Source organism: Nocardiopsis kunsanensis DSM 44524 (genome assembly GCF_000340965.1).
Taxonomy (GTDB): domain Bacteria; phylum Actinomycetota; class Actinomycetes; order Streptosporangiales; family Streptosporangiaceae; genus Nocardiopsis; species Nocardiopsis kunsanensis.
The window spans coordinates 1-16,464 of sequence record NZ_ANAY01000013.1; the positions used below are offsets into that span (position 1 = coordinate 1).

Genomic DNA, 16,464 nt, shown 5'->3' on the forward strand with positions numbered 1-16,464 from the left:
CGGCCCCCGAGGCCCCGCCTGCCCCAGCAGAGCATTGAGTCCGGGGGCGGCCGGTGTGCGGGTGGCTGGGCGGGTTTCGGCGCGTGGGTATTGCTGCCGGAACCGGCTTCGGCTGTGGTTCTTGTTGCCGGGGTCGGATTCGAGGCCCAGGCGGTGCCGGGCCGGGCGGGTGATAGTGCCCGTGTGGGCACCGTAGGCGGGTGCTGGTGCCCACACGAGCACTGTCAACGGTGGTTTTCGGTCTCCGGGGTCCGCACGGGGCCGCTCCAGCTCCCCCGGTGTGCTCCAGCTCCACCGGCGGGGGAGATTCTCCGAAGCAGGGGTGCCCACGCTGGTGGGCCCCGGCTGCAACGCCCTGCCGGGAGCAAGCGGGGCCTGGGGTGGCTGCGCACACGCCTGCCGCCCCCGGCCTCCATACGCCGCCGGGAGCGGCCGGGGCCGGCCGTTGCCTCCGCAGGAGCGAGCCACCGTGCACACACCGCAAGCGTTGACCGCAATGGCCCACCACTGGGGGTTGGCGGTTGGGTCCCCCACCCTTTTTGGGCGGATGGTTGGTCTGCGGCCGTTGGGTGTTCGGCGGCGAGAGCGGGCCGGCCCGGGGAAGGGGCGGACCGCACACCCCGAGGCGCCGCGAGAACCCATCACACACCCGCCACCATCAGCGCGATGAAGCAGGTGTGGCGGGGCGCCGAAGCGGGTTGCGGGAAGCCCCGGCCGGGCTACGCTCGGCGCTCCGACGAACACCACCCACCCGTCACCGGTCCATCGACCATCGGCCCCGGCCCACCTGCACCGGTCCATCCACCCCCAACGCACCTCCCCACCTCAGGACCAGAGCCTTCAGCCCTCAGGCCCCGACCCCGACACAAGTTAACGAAGTACTACTAGGTCAGTGATGACACGTGCACGTGGTCGAAGTGGTTCTGGGTCAGGTTGCCGCGGTCCTCCATGCCGCGCCACTGCCGGCTGCCGGTGTGCCAGATCTGCTGTTCCCAGATGATGTAGTCGATGCCCAGCCGGTCGGCGTTGTCGATCGCGTACTGGGCGATCTGCGTACCGAGTTGCCGGTTCCCCTCCGAGGGCATGGCACCGTTGGCGCTCATCATGAAGTCGCAGGCACGGCCCTCGCCGTGGTCGTCGGCGCTGGGCCGGTAGCAGCCCACGGGGAAGGGCGCGCCGAACTGGCCGATGATGTCGTCGCGGATCGTGGCCATTGTCGGGGTGACGTCGGCGAAACCGGGGCCCCGGGCGTCGGCGGGGACACTGCCGTCGCCGTTGCCGGGGTTCTGGGCCTCCTCCTCGGCCTCCAGCTCCGCGATGCGCTCCTCGACGTCGTCCTTCTGTTCCTCGAGCTCCTCGACGAGTTCGGCGGCGTCCTGGAGTTCGGTGTCGAGCTCCTCGGTGACCTCCTCGGCCTCGTCGCGGGTGTCGATGAGGTCGGAGATCTGCTCGGCCTGTGACTCGCCCAGGTAGTTGGCGTTGGCCGCGTCGGAGAACATCTGCTCGGGGTCGCTGTCGAAGACCACACGCAGCGCCGGGTCGACGGCACCGTCGACGTATCGGGCATGGGCGATCTCCGAGACGGTGCCGCGGGAGGCCTCGAGGCGCTCCTCGACCTCTGCCAGGTCCTCCTCGGCCTTCTCGACACGGTCCTTGATCTCGTTGAACTGGAGGAGTTCGCCGTTGTAGGACTCCTCCAGTTCCTCTGCGCGCTCGGTGAGTTCGTCGATGTCGACGTCGTCGGGATCGGCGTGTGCGACCCCCGCGACCGGCCCGAGGAGGAGAGCGGCGCTGATGGTGGTGAGGGTGAGGAGGGCCCGCTGGGTGCGCAGGGTGCGGCTTCGAGGAGAGGATGTCATGTCGGCTCCGTGGATGGTCTGGACACATCCGGTCGCCCGCGGCCGTGGAGGGTCAGGAGGGGGGTTGCAACCGCGGAGCCGGAGGTCTGAGAAGACCATACGAGATCTTGGCGTTACATGCCCGATGTGTCGAACGCCGGGCTTGTGGACTGCGCGGGGATGTGTCTAGAACATACCTGTTACCGACGACCGTCCGCGCCCGCCGCGTCCGTCCCACCCACGGGCCGTGGACAGGTTTCCCTGTTCAGGCGCCACCGAAAGCGCTCGGCAGGGCGCTTCCCTGCTGCGCCTCGCTGTCCTGGGAACCGGAGAGGAACCAGTCGGAACGGCGAATGTCACGCAGGGCCCGCTTCCGGTCCTCCTTCGGCAACCGGTCGATGTAGAGCATGCCGTCGAGGTGGTCGGTCTCGTGCTGCAAGCACTGGGCCATGAGGTCGGTGCCCTCCACGGTGACGGGCTCGTTGCGCACGTCGACCCCGGTGACCACCGCCCGGCGCGCACGCTTGGTGTGGTACCAGAGCTTGGGAATGGACAAGCAGCCCTCGTCGCAGTCCTGGAGTTCGTCGGACAGTTCCACGATGCGCGGGTTGATGACGTAACCGACACGGCCGTCGACGTCGTAGCTGAAGGCGCTCAACCCCACACCGATCTGGGTGGCGGCCACACCGGCGCGCCCCGGGGCGTCGACGGTGTCGAGGAGGTCGCGGACCAGCTTCTCGGTGTGCCGGTCGAACGAAGTGACCGGGACGGTCGGACTGGTGAGTACGGGGTCGCCGAAACGGACGATGGGGCACATGCTCATAGGAACAGGTTAAGCGGCCCCGCGGACGGGCGGCCCGTGTCCCGTTTCCTCCCGCCGGCCGGACCGGCTCAGGTGGCGAGCTTTCCGCGCAGGGACTCGTCCAGGACCATCTCGATGTAGTCCAGCGCGGCACGGCGGCGGGCCAGGGCGCTCTCGTACAGGGACGGCCCCTGGGAGGCACGGCGTACGCGCAGGCATTCGTTGACGATGCGCTGCCATTTCTCCGGGAAGGCGTGCAGGGCGTAGGCTCCCGCCCCCGACTTGGACGTGATCTCGCCGGTCCTGAGTGTGAAGTGCAGGCGGCTGACGCTGAGCACGCTCCAGGAGGGGGCGAGGGATCCCAGCACGGCGAGGCCGCGCGGGGTGACCAGGCGCCCGGCCTTCTCCCTCCAACGGCGCCACTGTTCGTCGAGCGAGCCCAGCGACCATGCGCGCAGACTCTCCGGCTCGTCCCACACGTCGAGTTCCAGGGGATGGGGCCCTCGCACGGTCACACCGCGTTCGGCCAGGACGTGCCAGGTCACGGGGTTGACGTCCTGCTGGGCGCGGGACCGGAACCGGCCCCCGACCACCGAGGCGACGGGACCGCAAGCGGCCGGGTCGCGGGTGAGGTCGTCCCAGGTGACGTGGACACCGTTGAACTGGGGGCCGGGCATCTCGCTGCGCGTACGCATGTGGGCACGGCGCAGGCGGTCGGCCTGGTCGGGGTCGGGGCGGCGGTCGGTGACCACCACGAAGTCGACGTCGCTGGTGTGGGGGCGGAAGTCGCCGAGCGCGACCGAACCGGTCAGGTACAGGCCGCACACGAGACCGGGGGCCTCGTGGTCGGCGTGGGAGAGGAAGGTCTGGGCCAGCGTCTGCACCCGCGGGTGGACGGCCATACTCACTCCAGTCTGAATGGTTCGTCGTGGGTCGTGCGGGTTCCGGTAAGAGCGGACGGAAGGGCACGGTTCGCCGTGCGGAACGGATGCGATCCGTGTGACCCGTGGTGCCGAAGGTGGCGTGTTGTGTCCGACCGGTGCACGGTGTCCGCTCGTCTCCAAGTTTGAGCGCGCTCGGGTGAGTTGGCAAGTGATCACGCCGCACTCGCACCCTGTCTCCCCACGTCAGGTGGTGTGCGCCCGCAACAGAGGAGGGGAGCTCACACCCTTGACACAGGGCGAACGAATATGGCAAGGCCCCCTCCCCCGCCGTCGGGGAGGGCGGCACGGCTCAGCGCCCGGGCCACCCTCCGTGCCGGTGGGGCGCTCTCAGCATGTGCACCTGCTCCATGCGAATGCACGGGAATTCTTCGTGGATATCTCTCTGGAGAGGATCAAAAAAGCCACTCCACCCACACGAGCAACTCCCTACCGGCGAGTAATGAGTTTTCGGACTCATTTTGTGGGTTTTCGCCCGGGGCTGCGTATCATTGGCACAGGCGAGAGGGGTAATACCGTTTTCCCCTGAAGGCCCGGGAAGTGCGCATCACCACCATCGCCGACCGACCCCTCCCCTGCACTTCGGAAATCGTTATGGTTCACCGAGCCCTTCCAAGGTGATAACCAAACCAACCACTCTCTGCCGCTTCCCTCCGGACAACACGGGGAACTCAGGAAAAACCGTGCCTGTTTACGCTCGGTACGCGTCGGCAGAGAGGACGTAGCGATCCCAAGGAGCCGTGCATGGTCCCCACGATGGTCCTCGTAGCCGACGACTCCCGCGACGCCCAACGCCGGGAAGCCCTCCACGGCCTGGCCGGCGCCGTCGCCGATCGGGGCGAGGTTCCCGTGACCCCCGCCTTCGGCGCCCCAGCGGAGGTGGCCGCCACCGTCCACGGGGTACAAGGCCCCAAGGTCGTCGTACCGGCGTTCGTGGCGGGCGGTGACGTCGCCAGCGCCCACATGCTCTCCCGTATCGGGCTGTCGGAGCTGCGCGACTCCTGCCACACCCCTCCCCTGGGCGCCGTCCCCTCCATCGTCTCGGACATGGCCACACGCCTGACCGAATCCGGGTGGAGCCGCCAGGACGGGGTCGTCCTGGCGGCCGACGGCGCCACCGGCACCGATGAACGCACCGTGGTCACGGACGTGGCGCGCATGCTCAGCCGGCGCCTCGACACCCCCGTCCAGGTCGGTTATCTGCGTACCTGGGCGCCCTCGGTCTCCGACGCCGTGGACCGCCTGCGCCGCGGCGGGCACGGCAACGTCGCCGTCGCGGCCTGGCGCATGGTCGACGGGTCCGACTTCGACCTGCTGCGTTCCCTGGACGCCACCGCGATCACCTCACCACTGTGGCCCTCCGAGCTGGTCGTCGACACCCTGCTCGCCCAGCACCGGACCGCCAAGGGACGCCTCGTCTGAGCCCGACGGAGACTGTTATCGCCGGGCCGGGGTGGGTAGGGCCGTGAACGGCGGGGATCTCCCGCACGACGGCACAGCCCGGTGAACGGGACACCCCGGTCGCGGCCCGTCCTGGACCCGGGCGGGGCTCACACCCCGCGTCCGCGCAGCGCGGCCGGACTGCGGTGCGGGCGAACCTGAGGTGAACACATGAGCGAAGTCACAGAGCGGTGGGTCGGCGAGGAGCAACGCCGTCGGTTCGAGCGGCGATTCGGGGCCCACGTCGGCGACTGGCTGGAGGAACTGCCCGCCACGCTCGAAGCACTCGCCACGGAATGGGACCTGACCCTGCAGCACTCGGCGGTCCCGGGAGGGCGCACCTCCGTGGTCGTGTACGTGACGCTCGCCGACGGCCGCCGAGGTGTCCTGAAGCTCTCGCCCGACCACGGGCTGGCCCAGGCCGAGGCACAGATGCTGCGGATGTGGGCCGAGTGCGGCCGGGTACCCGAGGTGTGGGAGCTGGACCACGACCGCGGTGCGATCCTCATGGAGCGGATCCGGGGGCGGCCTCTGTCCGCCTCGGGCGTACTGCCCCCGATGGCCACGATCGGCGCGCTCATCCAGGGCCTGCACTCCGTGGACGGTGAACCGGAGCATCTCGCGGAGTTGCGGCCGCTCATGGCGCGTGTGCAATTCGTCTTCGACATGTGGGGACGTGAACGGGCCGAGGGTCCGGCGGCCGGGATCGTCCCACCTGCGGTCCTGCACCAGGGGTTCAACCGAGCACGCGACCTCGCCCACGACGACGTCGGCACGGTGCCCCTGCACGGCGACCTGCATCCCGGCAACGTCATCGACGGCGGCGCGCGCGGGCTCGTGGCGCTCGACCCACGCGCGTGCGCGGGTGACGGCGCATCCGACACGGTGGACTGGCTCATGTGGCGGATCACCGACCCCGCCCAGGCCCGGCAGCGCGCCGAGGAGCTCTCCAAGGCCACGGGCATGGACGCGGAACGGATGCTCGACTGGGCGCGTGCGTTCGCACCGTGCCTCGCGGTGGCCATGGTCAACCGGGGCCGGCAGCAGAGCAAGGAGTTCGAGACGGTCATGGAACTCGCCCAGAGCCAGGTGCCCTGAACCCTCCCGGCCCCACCGTCACCCGTCGGCCCGACGGTCGCGCTGACGCGCGCCGGGAGGCCGCACCGTGCCGGCCCCGGGGCTCGGGGCCGGGGCGGCTCGGGCTCAGGGGGCTCGGCGGTCGTCCCGGGGATCGTCGAGCATGTCCCAGTACGCCTGGGGGTCGTCCGCACTCAGCCGGTCCCGGCCGCGCGGGTCGCCCCCGCCCGGAAGGGACCCTCCGCCCCACGGCGTCCGCTCGCCCGGGCTCCCGGTGCCCTCAGCGGCTCCGCTCCCCCACGACGTGTGATCACCGGTGGCGCCGGTGTCGGCCGTCTCCCCCGTGTCCGGGTAGTCGTAGTAATCGTCGTAGTAGTCGTGCCGGTCGTCGTCGGGCGCCGCCGATGCGGGCGGGAAGACCATCGAGCGGAAGTTGAGCCCCACGTGCACGGCGATCGGTACCCACAGGCTCCCGGTCCCCAGGTACAGGACAGTGAACAGGGTCCCGGTCAGGGCCCCGTGGGCAGTGCCCCACCACCCCTGATAGACGTGCGCGAGGGAGAACAGCAGGATCGACAGCAGCGCGGCCACGAGCAGGGGCAGTCCCATACTCGCCACGAGGGTGATGAACAGGCCCCGGTACAGCAGTTCGGCGAAGAACCCGCCCGTGACGGCGGTGCCGGCGGCGGTCGCCTGCTCAGCGCGGGTACGCGGATAGAGCAGCTCCTCGACCCTGCGGCCGGGTTCGGGCAGGGTCATGGGACGGTCTGCGGCGCGGCGCCCCTTGTGGGTCCCGCGCTTCTTCGGCCCGGGCAGGCGTTCGTCCGGCTTCCCGGGCAGCAGCCGTTCGCGGCTGGGCATGCCGTTGACCAACACCCAGAACAGCGCGAGCGCCACCAGACCGCCGATCGCACCGCCCACGACCGGGCCGACCGCGTGGGGCGCACGCAGTCCGAGATCGTCGGCCGCGAGCCCGGGCGAGAGCACGACCACGAGCAGCACGAGCAGCCCCCACAGGACGTGCACGCCCATGGTGACGGCGTGGAGCAGCTTCAGGGAACGCTCGTCGTCGAAGCGGCTACGGGAGAGCCAGGCGTAGGCCCGTCGCCCGAGCAGGGGTTCCCCGATCGCCGCGAAGAAGAGCAGCAGGACCGCCAGAAGGGTCCCGGCGAGGCTGACTTGAGGAAGAGTCTCGGACCATGGCACGGGGCAATGGTAGGGGCGATCCGCTGCTTTTCGAACCGTACGGACCACATGTTCGCGCCCACACCCCTTGAGCTGCGCTGCGAAGAACACACCAGGGTGGGCAGTGCCACGGATCACACGGAGCGGGGCCGGCCGTGCGTCGTCCCGGAGCCGGTCACAGGAGCCGTCCGGGCCTGTCGGGGTCGGCCAGCGCGGCGAACCGGAAGGTGTTGACCGGATGGCTGGACAAGAGGTTGACCAGTAGCACGAAGAACCCGGTGTCGGTGTGGGCACGGGCGGCGATGTCGTCGAAGTCCACGTCGGGGTAGAGGTACTTGCCGGCGGCCAGGACCTGGAGCATGTGGCGGCCCTCGGGGCAGAAGGCGTGGGCATGGTTGTCGGCGGTGTACTCCTGGGCACGTCCCAGGGTGCTGCCGACGCCGGGGATCACGTTGGCCACGGAGATGCCGAACTGGCGCCAGAAGGAGGTGTGGCCGGCGGCGATGTGTCCGACCTCGTGGCCGATGACGAACCGCAGGGCGTCGGGGTCCCGCAGTCGGCCGCCGACCTCGAACAGGTCACTGTTGATCGCGACGTAGCGGCGCTGCCCGTGTCCGGACGCGAACGCGTTGACGACACCGTTGCCGAGCACGACGTAGGCCTCCGGGACGTGGGGCATGCCGAAGTGCTCGGCTGCCTCCCGGACCATCCGGTGGGCCTCGGGGAACTGTTCTCCGGTGATACGCACTCCGTTGACCCGCTGGAGGGCGTGCAGGTATCCGCGCACGAAGTAGACCAGCAGCGGGATGCTGAGCAGCAGCAGCGGCTGGTCGGGGGCACCGGACAGAAAACGGCTGACCGCACCGAGAACGGCCAGCCCGGTGACGGCCACGCACACCGCGAGCGCAGTGTTCTCCCGCGGATGGCGCAGCCGTCGGCGCAGGTGGGGGTCGCCCCAGCCCCAGCGGGCGGGGCGCCCCCCGTGTGCGTTCAGAACCGGCGGTCGTGGTCGGGCCGCTCCCCTTCACCCTCCGGCGGAGGCGGCGGGCCCTGCTGGGCGCTGCCCTCGGGCGACGGACCCGAGTAGGCCGGGCCCGACGGCGGGGCCTGCGGCGGTGGGGCCTGACCGAGCTCGTCCCCCTCCTGCAGGTACCGGTCCATGTCGGCCGGGTACGTGGAGTCGGCGTGCTGCGGATCGGCGGTGGTCCTCCCCGGGGCCGGGGGCTCGTCGGGGACATCGGTCCAGGAGGAGGACGCGGCCAGGAACGGGTTCTCGTAGGACTCCTCGGGCGCGTGCGGCACGGGCTCGTCCAGTACCGGTTCCCCGGAAGGCGGGCCGCCCGGAACGGGTTCACCCGTCGGGGGCCCGCCCGGGGGCGGGCCTTCCGGAGCGGATCCGTCCTCGGGTACGGGTTCGCCCAACGGCGGCCCGTCCGGCACGGACTCGGCCTGGAAGGGCTCGGCCTGGACGGGTTCGGGCATCGGCGGAAGGTCGGGCGAGAGCTCGGGTTCGGGTGGCAGGGCGTCCTGCGGGACGGGCCGGGCCGGGGCGTCGACCGGCGCGGGCCCGGGCACTGCGGCACCCGAGGGCTCCTCGGCCTCCACTGACACGGGAGCGGCGTCGGGGTTCTCCTGGCCGAGGTAGGCCAGGGCAGCGACGGTGATCGCGGCGAGCCCGGCACGCAGCGTGGGTTCGCGGGCGGGGGCGAAGTAGGGCGAGTGGTTGCTCGGGACGTTGCCCATCTTCTCGTACGGCGTGCTGCCGGGGGCGGACTCCCACACGTCGTGCGGGGTGGCGCCCACGAACCAGAACACGTACGGGATGGGCTGCATGTCGCCCGGGAGCCCGAAGGCGCAGAAGTCCTCGGTGGCGGGCGAGGGATCGGGCAAGTGGATGACGTACTCGTCGCCGAAGTAGGCGTGGTGGGCGGAAGCGACCTCGTTGGTGCTGGCGGGGTCGTTGAAGGTGGTCCCGCTGCTCTGGAAGCGCTCCACCTCGGGTTCGCGTCCGGCGCCGGAGGCGGCGGCCTCGGCGCGTACGATGCGCTCGACGGCCGTCTCCAGCTGGAGGGCGACGTTGTCGTTGAGCGCCCGTGTGCTGATCTCCAGGTAGGCCTCGTCGGGGACGATGTTGGCCTTGGTACCGGCCTGGACACGGCCGACGGTGAGTACCGCCATCTCGCTGGGGCTGATCTCTCGTGAGACCACGCCCTGCAAGCGGGAGACCACGTTGGCGGCGATGAGCACGGGATCGACGGTGGTGTGCGGCTGAGAGGCGTGTCCGCCCTCGCCGAAGATCCGGACCCGGTAGGAGTTGGCGGCCCCGAGGATGATCCCGGCCCGGTGCGAGATGAGCCCTGCGGGCTGGGGTCCCAGGTGCTGCCCCAGGACCACGTCGGGACGGCCGAAACGGTCGTAGAGCCCGTCGTCGATCATGCCCTGGGCGCCGTCGAGGGTCTCCTCGCCCGGCTGGGCGACGACCATGACGGTGCCGGCCCACTGGTCGCGGGTCTCCGACAGCAGGTCGGCGGCGCCCACCAGGCAGGCGGTGTGGGCGTCGTGTCCGCAGGCGTGCATGACGGGGACCTCGGTGCCCTCGGTGTCGTCGGTGCGAGCCGTGCTGGCGTAGGGCAGTCCGGTCTTCTCCTCCAGCGGGAGTGCGTCCATGTCGGCACGCAGCATGACCGTGGGTCCGGGACCGTTGCGCAGGATGCCCACGACACCGGTCCCTCCGATGCCCTTGTGCACCTCGTACCCGGTGCGGGCGAGCCACTCGGCGACCCCGCTGGCGGTGCGGTGTTCGGCGTGGGAGAGCTCAGGGTTCTTGTGGAGGTCGACGTAGAACCCCTCGACGAGCGGGAAGATCTCGTCGAGGAGTCGCATGACCACACTCCCGTGCTGAGCTGCACGGTTGGGGTCCACCGCGTGCGGCACGGTTTCCACCGCCTTCTTCGTTCTCGACTGAGGCAGTCGCCTGTTCGGGGGGCTCCTGTACTCCTCCGCAGCTTAGCCGGGCCGGGGCTCCGGCCCACATCGGCATGGCCACCACGGGAATGTACAAGCCCTCGCCCCGATGGGTTAGGGTCTGCACACGGAAAGCGACCCATTGCCGCGCGTCGGCCCGGTCACGCTCGCCCCACACCACTGCGGTTGATCGACATGTGACTTTTCTGGAACTTTCCAGCGATTCGGGTTACCCACTGGAAGCCTTCGCCACATCACCGTATGGTAACGGGACACGATGTGGACAGATCCCGTGAATCGGCCGGTGTCCCCCTCGCGCACCACGCGGCACCGACAGCGTTCGCCCCTCGACGAACCCGGCCCCGTAACGCAGCCGACGCACCGCGAACGTCCCTGCCCAAGACATCCCGAACCTCGGAGTCCTTCTGTGGCCTCATCCATGACCAGCCCGGTGTCCCCGCAGCCTGATCCAGGGCACGGCGTGAGCCGCGTCCCGGACTCCGCTGACCGACCCGAGCAGTCCGCCCAGGTCCCGAACCGCGATTCCCGCCTGGACAACGCCAAATTCGTTCTCATCGCCCTGGTCGTGTTCGGCCACGCGATCGAACCGCTTCGGGACTACCCGCCCACCCAGGTCCTCTACTACTGGATCTACCTCTTCCACATGCCCGCGTTCATCCTGATCAGCGGGTACCTGTCGAGGAACTTCGACGCCTCTCCCAACCGTGTCGAGAAGGCGGTCCTGACCCTGGCCGTCCCCTATCTCATCTTCTGGGCCATCCACCAGACCATCTACGCGGTCGACGAAGGGCTGCCGGACTCCTTGTCGGTGCTCACGCCGACCTGGTCCCTGTGGTTCCTGGTCGCCCTCTTCCTGTGGCGCCTGAGCGTGCCCGTCTGGAAGCGGCTGCGCTGGCCCGTGACGATCGCGGTGATCATCTCGGCCTTCGCCGCCACCGCCGACCTGGGCACCACGCTCTCCCTGGGCCGTGTGCTCAGCTTCCTGCCGTTCTTCGTGTTGGGCCTGGCCCTGCGCAAGGAGCACCTCGCCCTCCTCGACCGCGTCTGGGCGCGCGTCGGCGCGGTGGCCGTCTTCGCCACCACCTTCGCCTTCGCCCTGTTCATCGCCAACGAAGAGGTCAGCCGCGAGTGGCTGTTCTGGCGTGAGAGCCTCACCGACCGCGACATCGACCCCCTGCTGCCGAGCATGGCGATCCGCCTGATCTTCATGGGGATCGCTCTGGCGATGTCCTTCGCGGTACTGACGCTCACGCCCAAGAAGCGCACCTGGTTCACCAAGCTCGGCGCCTACACGCTGTTCGTGTACCTGGGCCACTCCGTGGTGCTGCTCGTCCTCAAGACCTCGCCGTACTACGACTTCTTCGAGGGCACCGGACCGATCGGCCTGGCAGTGACCACCACGCTCGCCGTGTCCCTGGTGCTGCTGCTGTGCTCCCCCTGGGTGCGCAAGGCCATGAAGTGGGCCGTGGAGCCCCAGCCCACGTGGTTCCTGCGGCGGAACGACCAGCAGCCCGCCCCCGCGGCCGCGATGTCCGGATCGAGCCCATCGGACGACTCGCCCGCCTCGGAGGTCCCGGCCGCTCCCGGCACCGCGTCCGGGGAGAACCGGGGATCAGGGCCGGACTCCGGCGAGGGCAAGGGGCCGGAACAGCGCCCCGGTTCCTCCTGACCCGCCCGGGGCGCCCCGCGGCGTCCCCCTGACACGGGAAGTGCCGTGCCGGGACCCCTCGGGGAACCGGCACGGCACTCGTCTGTCAGGGGTCCGCCCCCGGGCCCGGCACGGACTCAACTGCCGCCGCGGGAGGCCGTGTCGTCGGACACGGCCAAGGAGCGCATACGCGACTCGAAGCGGCGGGTGTCCTTCCACAAACGCAGGACGAGCACGATCTCGAAGAAGGACAGCGCCAGGACCGACAGCACCGCTACAGGGATGACGAGGCTGTTGAGCGGGGTGAACAAGGACACCAGGACCGTGGCCGGAGCGACCACGCACAGGAACATCTCGAACTCGATCCCGCTGAACAGGTGCGGGCGCACCCGGTGCCGCGCAAGAGCATTGCGCACGCGCGGGTAGAGGCCGGCCGGCGGTGCGCTGTCGCCGTTCCCGGCGGGCCCGGAGTTCCCGGTGTCCGCGTTCTCGGGGTCCCCGTCGGAGTCCTGCCAAGCGGGGTCGGGGCGGCCCTCGGCCTCGGCCAGCTTCTGGTTCATGGTGCGGCGGGTCTTGGCGACCTGCGGGCCGTTGAGGTAGCGCAGCAGATCGAAGAAGACCACCACGGGCGCCACGATCAGGTAAGCGATCTCACCTGTGGTCAGCCACTGGCCGATCAGCAGGGCCATGACGCAGCCGAAGAAACGGATCCGGTCGAAGACGAAATCGACCCAACTGCCGAACAGCGAACCGGTGCCCTTGAGCCTGGCGATCTTGCCGTCCATGCAGTCCAGGACGAAACTCAGGTGGAACAGCAGGGCACCCGCGAGGAGCCACGGCAAGTCGCTGCCGGCCGCGAACGCGGGCACGAGAAAGGCGAGTGCGGACAACAGGCCGAACACACCCGCTCCGGCCGTCAGCTGGTTCGGGGTGATGGCGGTCCGGTTGGCGGTCCACACCACCAGACGTCCGGCGAGCGGGTCCACGAGGTAGACCGTCCACCAGGCGTCCTTCACCTTGTAGGTCTCGTCCTTGACCTGCGTCAGAGTGAAACGCGTCATAGATGGGATCTCCAGAGCGCCCCACCGCCGCGGCACGAAGGGGCATGGCACCGGTTCCAGGGCGGCTGAGGGGCATCAACGAGCGGGAACGCGAGTCATCATTGCAGACGGGGTATCGACCGACCTAATCCACGCACGGCATAATCGACAGGTAAGCGGGGGATCAACAGGCGGCCGCTCGTGCCAGACGACGGATGGTCCACCCCCTTCGGTCTCGACCAAGGTATGAGGCATTGCGTTTTCTCAACGACCAGGTCCCGCAGCACGACCTGACCTACAGCGACGTGTTCATGGTCCCGGGCCGCAGCACTGTCGGTTCCCGGCTGAGCGTGGACCTGTCGTCAACCGACGGAACGGGCACCACGATCCCGCTGGTGGTCGCCAACATGACCGCGGTCGCGGGCCGCAGGATGGCCGAGACGGTCGCCAGGCGCGGCGGTATCACCGTCATCCCGCAGGACATCCCGATCGACGTGGTCTCCGAGGTCATCGCGTGGACCAAACAGCGCGACCTGGTCCACGACACCGCCATCACGCTGAACCCGACGAGCACGGTCGGTGAGGCGCTCAACCTGTTGCCCAAGCGGGCGCACAACGCCGTGATCGTCATCGACGAGGACAGCCGTCCCGTCGGTGTGGTCACCGAGGCCGACTGCGCGGGTGTGGACCGCTTCTCCCAGCTCCGGGACGTGATGTCCACCGAGCTGCTCACCGTCCCGGCCGGCACCGAGCCCCGCGAGGCCTTCGGGATCCTGCACGACTTCCGGCACCGGCTCGCCCCCGTGGTCAACGGCGACGGCGCCCTGCAGGGTGTTCTCACCCGCACCGGCGCGCTGCGTTCGACCCTGTACACCCCGGCGGTGGACGCCGGGGGCAACCTGCGTGTGGCAGCGGCCGTGGGGGTCAACGGCGACGTCGCGGGCAGGGCCGCCGAGCTGCTCGCGGCCGGCGTGGACACCCTGGTCATCGACACCGCGCACGGGCACCAGGAGAAGATGACGGCCGCTGTGGCCAAGGTACGGGCGCTCTCGCCGGGTGTACCGATCGTGGCGGGCAACATCGTCACCCCGCAGGGCACCCGGGACCTCATCGAGGCCGGCGCCGACATCGTCAAGGTCGGGGTGGGCCCGGGCGCGATGTGCACCACGCGCATGATGACGGCTGTGGGGCGCCCGCAGTTCTCCGCTGTCCTGGAGTGCGCAGAGACCGCCCGCGAACTGGGCGGGCACGTGTGGGCCGACGGCGGTGTCCGCCACCCGCGTGACGTCGCCCTGGCTCTGGCCGCGGGCGCTTCCAACGTCATGGTGGGTTCGTGGTTCGCCGGCACCTACGAGTCGCCGGGTGATGTCATGCGCGACGCCGAGGGCCGCCAGTACAAGGAGAGCTTCGGGATGGCCTCGGCGCGTGCGGTACGGCTGCGCACCTCCGACGACTCCCCGTTCGACCGGGCGCGCAAGGCCCTGTTCGAGGAGGGCATCTCCACGGGCCGGATGTACCTGGACCCGGAACGCCCGAGTGTGGAGGACCTGGTCGACCAGATCGTGGCGGGGGTACGCAGCTCCATGACCTACGCGGGCGCCACGACGCTGGCGGAGTTCACCGAGCGGGCCGTGGTGGGCGTGCAGAGCTCGGCCGGGTACAACGAGGGACGCCCGGTGCACACCAGCTGGTGACACGCGTGCGCTGTGTTCTCCCGAGGGGGCCGATCCACCGGGTCGGCCCCCTCGGTCGTTCCCGGGCGAAGGTTCCCGCGCCCGGTCGGGCGAGGCTCGAGGGGCCGGGTCATTCGGCCGACCGGTCCCGGGCCCGCTCCTGCTCGTACTCCTTGCGGCGCTCGCCGCAGAGCCGGTCGGCCCGGCGGATCGGTTCGGGCACCCGGTATTTCGGGGAGAGCCGCAGGACGAGGTCGGCCGCGCCGGCCAGGTCGACGCGGTGCCCGACGGAGACGTAGACCGGTTTGACGCGCTCACGGGTGCGCAGGACCCGGCCGATGACCTCGGCGCCCTCGTCGGCCAGGCGGGCGGAGTCCTCGACGACCTCGGACCGGCCCGAAACCATGGGCGTCCAGGAGCCCCGTTCGTCCCCGGGGACGCTGTGCCGACCGTGGAGCACCGACTTGGCGGAGCCGACGACGGGGTGGTCCAGGAGCACGCCCAGGTGGCTGGCGACACCGAACCGGCGCGGGTGGGCCAGGCCGAACCCGTCGCAGACGAGCACGTCGGGGGTGGTGGTGAGCTCGGTCAGGGCGCTCAGCACCGGGGGCAGCTCGCGGAAGGAGAAGAGCCCGGAGATGTAGGGGAAGGTCACTTCGGCGGTGACGGTGACCCGTTCGACGACCTCCAGGGTCCGGGCGTCCATGACCACGGCGGCGGCCGCGAGGGCGGGATCGTCCTTGGCGTAACTGACGTCGAGCCCGGCGACCAGGCGCACGCCGTCCACGTCCAGGGGTTCCTCGTGCACCCGGTCGGCCATGCGGCGCTGGAGCGCTATGGCCTCCTTGGGGTCCTGGGGCCAGCCTTCGGGGTCGTCCAGGACCCGTGCAGCGAGCTCCGCGAGCTGTGTCACCTTGTGCCTTCCGAATGCGTGTGGGGCCGTCTCCTCCCATCCAACCGCACCGGGGGAGCTACTGGTGTCCGGGCACGGAGAAGGCGGTTCCGTTGGCCGGGACACCGACACCGCGCCAGGTGAAGGGCACACCGACGGCCAGGCGGGGGTCGGCGGCGTCCATGAGCTGGAAGTGCAGGTGGGGTTCGCTGGAGTTGCCGCTGTTGCCGCACTCGCCCAGCACCTGGCCGGGAGCGACCCTGTCGCCGGGGCGCACCCGCGCGGACCCCCGCCGCAGGTGGGCGTAGAGGGCGTACACACCACCGCCGAGGTCCAGGACCACGTGGTTGCCCAGGATCCGATGGGCTCCGGCGGCCTGGCGGACCAGTCCCTCGGCGAAGAGGTGGAGCAGCGCCGGGTAGGTGTCGCGGCTCAGGTGGTCGCGTGCGCCGTCCTCCACGTGCACCACCTCCGCCTCGGCGACGGCGGGCAGGGGCCGTCCGAAGGCGGGGAAGGCCGCGTTGGGGCTCATGGGCGGCCACCACACCGACACGGGGCGTTCTCCGGATACGGCGATCAGGTCGATGGCGTACTCCTGGCCCAGGAAACGCACGCCGTGGCTCGGGACCTTGTCGGCGGGGCCGTTGAGCGCGAACCACTCCCCCGTGACCGGAGCACCGACCTCGACCGGCTCGGGTGCGGCGTGCTCACGCCCGGAGCGCAGCCAGAGCAGCACGCCGGCGTAGAAGGAACCGGCGACGGCGAACAGGAGCAGGAACCAGGCCCCCATGGGCCCGCCGAGAGCGATGTCGACGGCGATCACCGCGAACAGCACGGGGACGGTCCACCCGTGGACCCTGATCAGGCACCACCGCAGCCGTCTTCCCGCACGCCCTTCCTCCTGTCCCCGCGCCATGTCTGCCAACTCCCGCCTTTCACGGTT

13 protein-coding genes are annotated in these 16,464 nt (G+C 70.2%); 4 read left to right on the forward strand and 9 right to left on the reverse strand.

The annotated features are described in order from the left end of the window. Window positions 1–884 precede the first annotated feature (884 nt). The 3 genes from D456_RS0110555 to D456_RS0110565 all read right to left on the reverse strand — a co-directional run bounded on the left by D456_RS0110555 (window position 885) and on the right by D456_RS0110565 (window position 3,542). On the reverse strand, window positions 885–1,859 hold the full coding sequence (locus tag D456_RS0110555) for a coiled-coil domain-containing protein (protein ID WP_017576147.1): 975 nt from the start codon (window positions 1,857–1,859) through the stop codon (window positions 885–887). Between the two features lie 244 nt (window positions 1,860–2,103). Beyond that, window positions 2,104–2,661, reverse strand: coding sequence for a peptide deformylase (def, locus tag D456_RS0110560; protein WP_026115752.1), 558 nt, complete (start codon window positions 2,659–2,661; stop codon window positions 2,104–2,106). Between the two features lie 68 nt (window positions 2,662–2,729). After that, window positions 2,730–3,542, reverse strand: a complete 813-nt coding sequence (locus tag D456_RS0110565; protein WP_017576149.1) for a nucleotidyltransferase domain-containing protein — start codon at window positions 3,540–3,542, stop codon at window positions 2,730–2,732. A gap of 783 nt (window positions 3,543–4,325) precedes the next feature. On the opposite strand from D456_RS0110565, the gene D456_RS0110570 reads away from it, so the two are divergent. Together D456_RS0110570 and D456_RS0110575 are read left to right on the forward strand one after the other, a co-directional pair. After that, a complete protein-coding gene (locus D456_RS0110570) occupies window positions 4,326–5,003 on the forward strand; it encodes a sirohydrochlorin chelatase (protein ID WP_017576150.1) in 678 nt (225 codons plus the stop codon). A gap of 189 nt (window positions 5,004–5,192) precedes the next feature. Continuing rightward, the gene (locus D456_RS0110575) at window positions 5,193–6,119 is read left to right on the forward strand and encodes an aminoglycoside phosphotransferase family protein (RefSeq protein ID WP_017576151.1); all 927 of its coding nucleotides are present in this window, start codon (window positions 5,193–5,195) and stop codon (window positions 6,117–6,119) included. Window positions 6,120–6,224: 105 nt separating this feature from the next. On the opposite strand, the gene D456_RS0110580 is transcribed toward D456_RS0110575, so the two are convergent. The 3 genes from D456_RS0110580 to D456_RS0110590 form a co-directional block, all read right to left on the reverse strand. Further along, complete coding sequence (locus D456_RS0110580; RefSeq protein ID WP_017576152.1) at window positions 6,225–7,304, reverse strand: CPBP family intramembrane glutamic endopeptidase; 1,080 nt, start codon at window positions 7,302–7,304, stop codon at window positions 6,225–6,227. Window positions 7,305–7,458: 154 nt separating this feature from the next. Beyond that, a complete protein-coding gene (locus D456_RS0110585; RefSeq protein WP_026115753.1) occupies window positions 7,459–8,226 on the reverse strand; it encodes a M48 family metallopeptidase in 768 nt (255 codons plus the stop codon). A gap of 47 nt (window positions 8,227–8,273) precedes the next feature. Continuing rightward, window positions 8,274–10,226 carry an amidohydrolase gene (locus D456_RS0110590; RefSeq protein ID WP_017576154.1) on the reverse strand — a complete coding sequence of 651 codons (1,953 nt, stop codon included), beginning with the start codon at window positions 10,224–10,226 and terminating at the stop codon, window positions 8,274–8,276. Window positions 10,227–10,686: 460 nt separating this feature from the next. Here D456_RS0110590 and D456_RS23955 point away from each other — a divergent pair, with 460 nt between their 5' ends. After that, window positions 10,687–11,937 carry an acyltransferase family protein gene (locus D456_RS23955; protein ID WP_083904556.1) on the forward strand — a complete coding sequence of 417 codons (1,251 nt, stop codon included), beginning with the start codon at window positions 10,687–10,689 and terminating at the stop codon, window positions 11,935–11,937. Window positions 11,938–12,053: 116 nt separating this feature from the next. Here D456_RS23955 and D456_RS0110600 read toward each other — a convergent pair whose 3' ends face one another. Further along, the gene (locus tag D456_RS0110600; protein ID WP_017576156.1) at window positions 12,054–12,977 is read right to left on the reverse strand and encodes a CDP-alcohol phosphatidyltransferase family protein; all 924 of its coding nucleotides are present in this window, start codon (window positions 12,975–12,977) and stop codon (window positions 12,054–12,056) included. Window positions 12,978–13,210: 233 nt separating this feature from the next. Here D456_RS0110600 and D456_RS0110605 point away from each other — a divergent pair, with 233 nt between their 5' ends. Next, on the forward strand, window positions 13,211–14,650 hold the full coding sequence (locus tag D456_RS0110605; protein ID WP_017576157.1) for a GuaB1 family IMP dehydrogenase-related protein: 1,440 nt from the start codon (window positions 13,211–13,213) through the stop codon (window positions 14,648–14,650). A gap of 109 nt (window positions 14,651–14,759) precedes the next feature. Here D456_RS0110605 and D456_RS0110610 read toward each other — a convergent pair whose 3' ends face one another. Together D456_RS0110610 and D456_RS0110615 are read right to left on the reverse strand one after the other, a co-directional pair. After that, on the reverse strand, window positions 14,760–15,542 hold the full coding sequence (locus D456_RS0110610) for an endonuclease V (RefSeq protein ID WP_017576158.1): 783 nt from the start codon (window positions 15,540–15,542) through the stop codon (window positions 14,760–14,762). A 58-nt stretch (window positions 15,543–15,600) separates the two neighbouring features. Further along, window positions 15,601–16,437 (reverse strand): M23 family metallopeptidase, encoded by an 837-nt coding sequence (locus tag D456_RS0110615; protein WP_017576159.1) that lies wholly within the window; start codon window positions 16,435–16,437, stop codon window positions 15,601–15,603. Window positions 16,438–16,464: the final 27 nt, after the last annotated feature.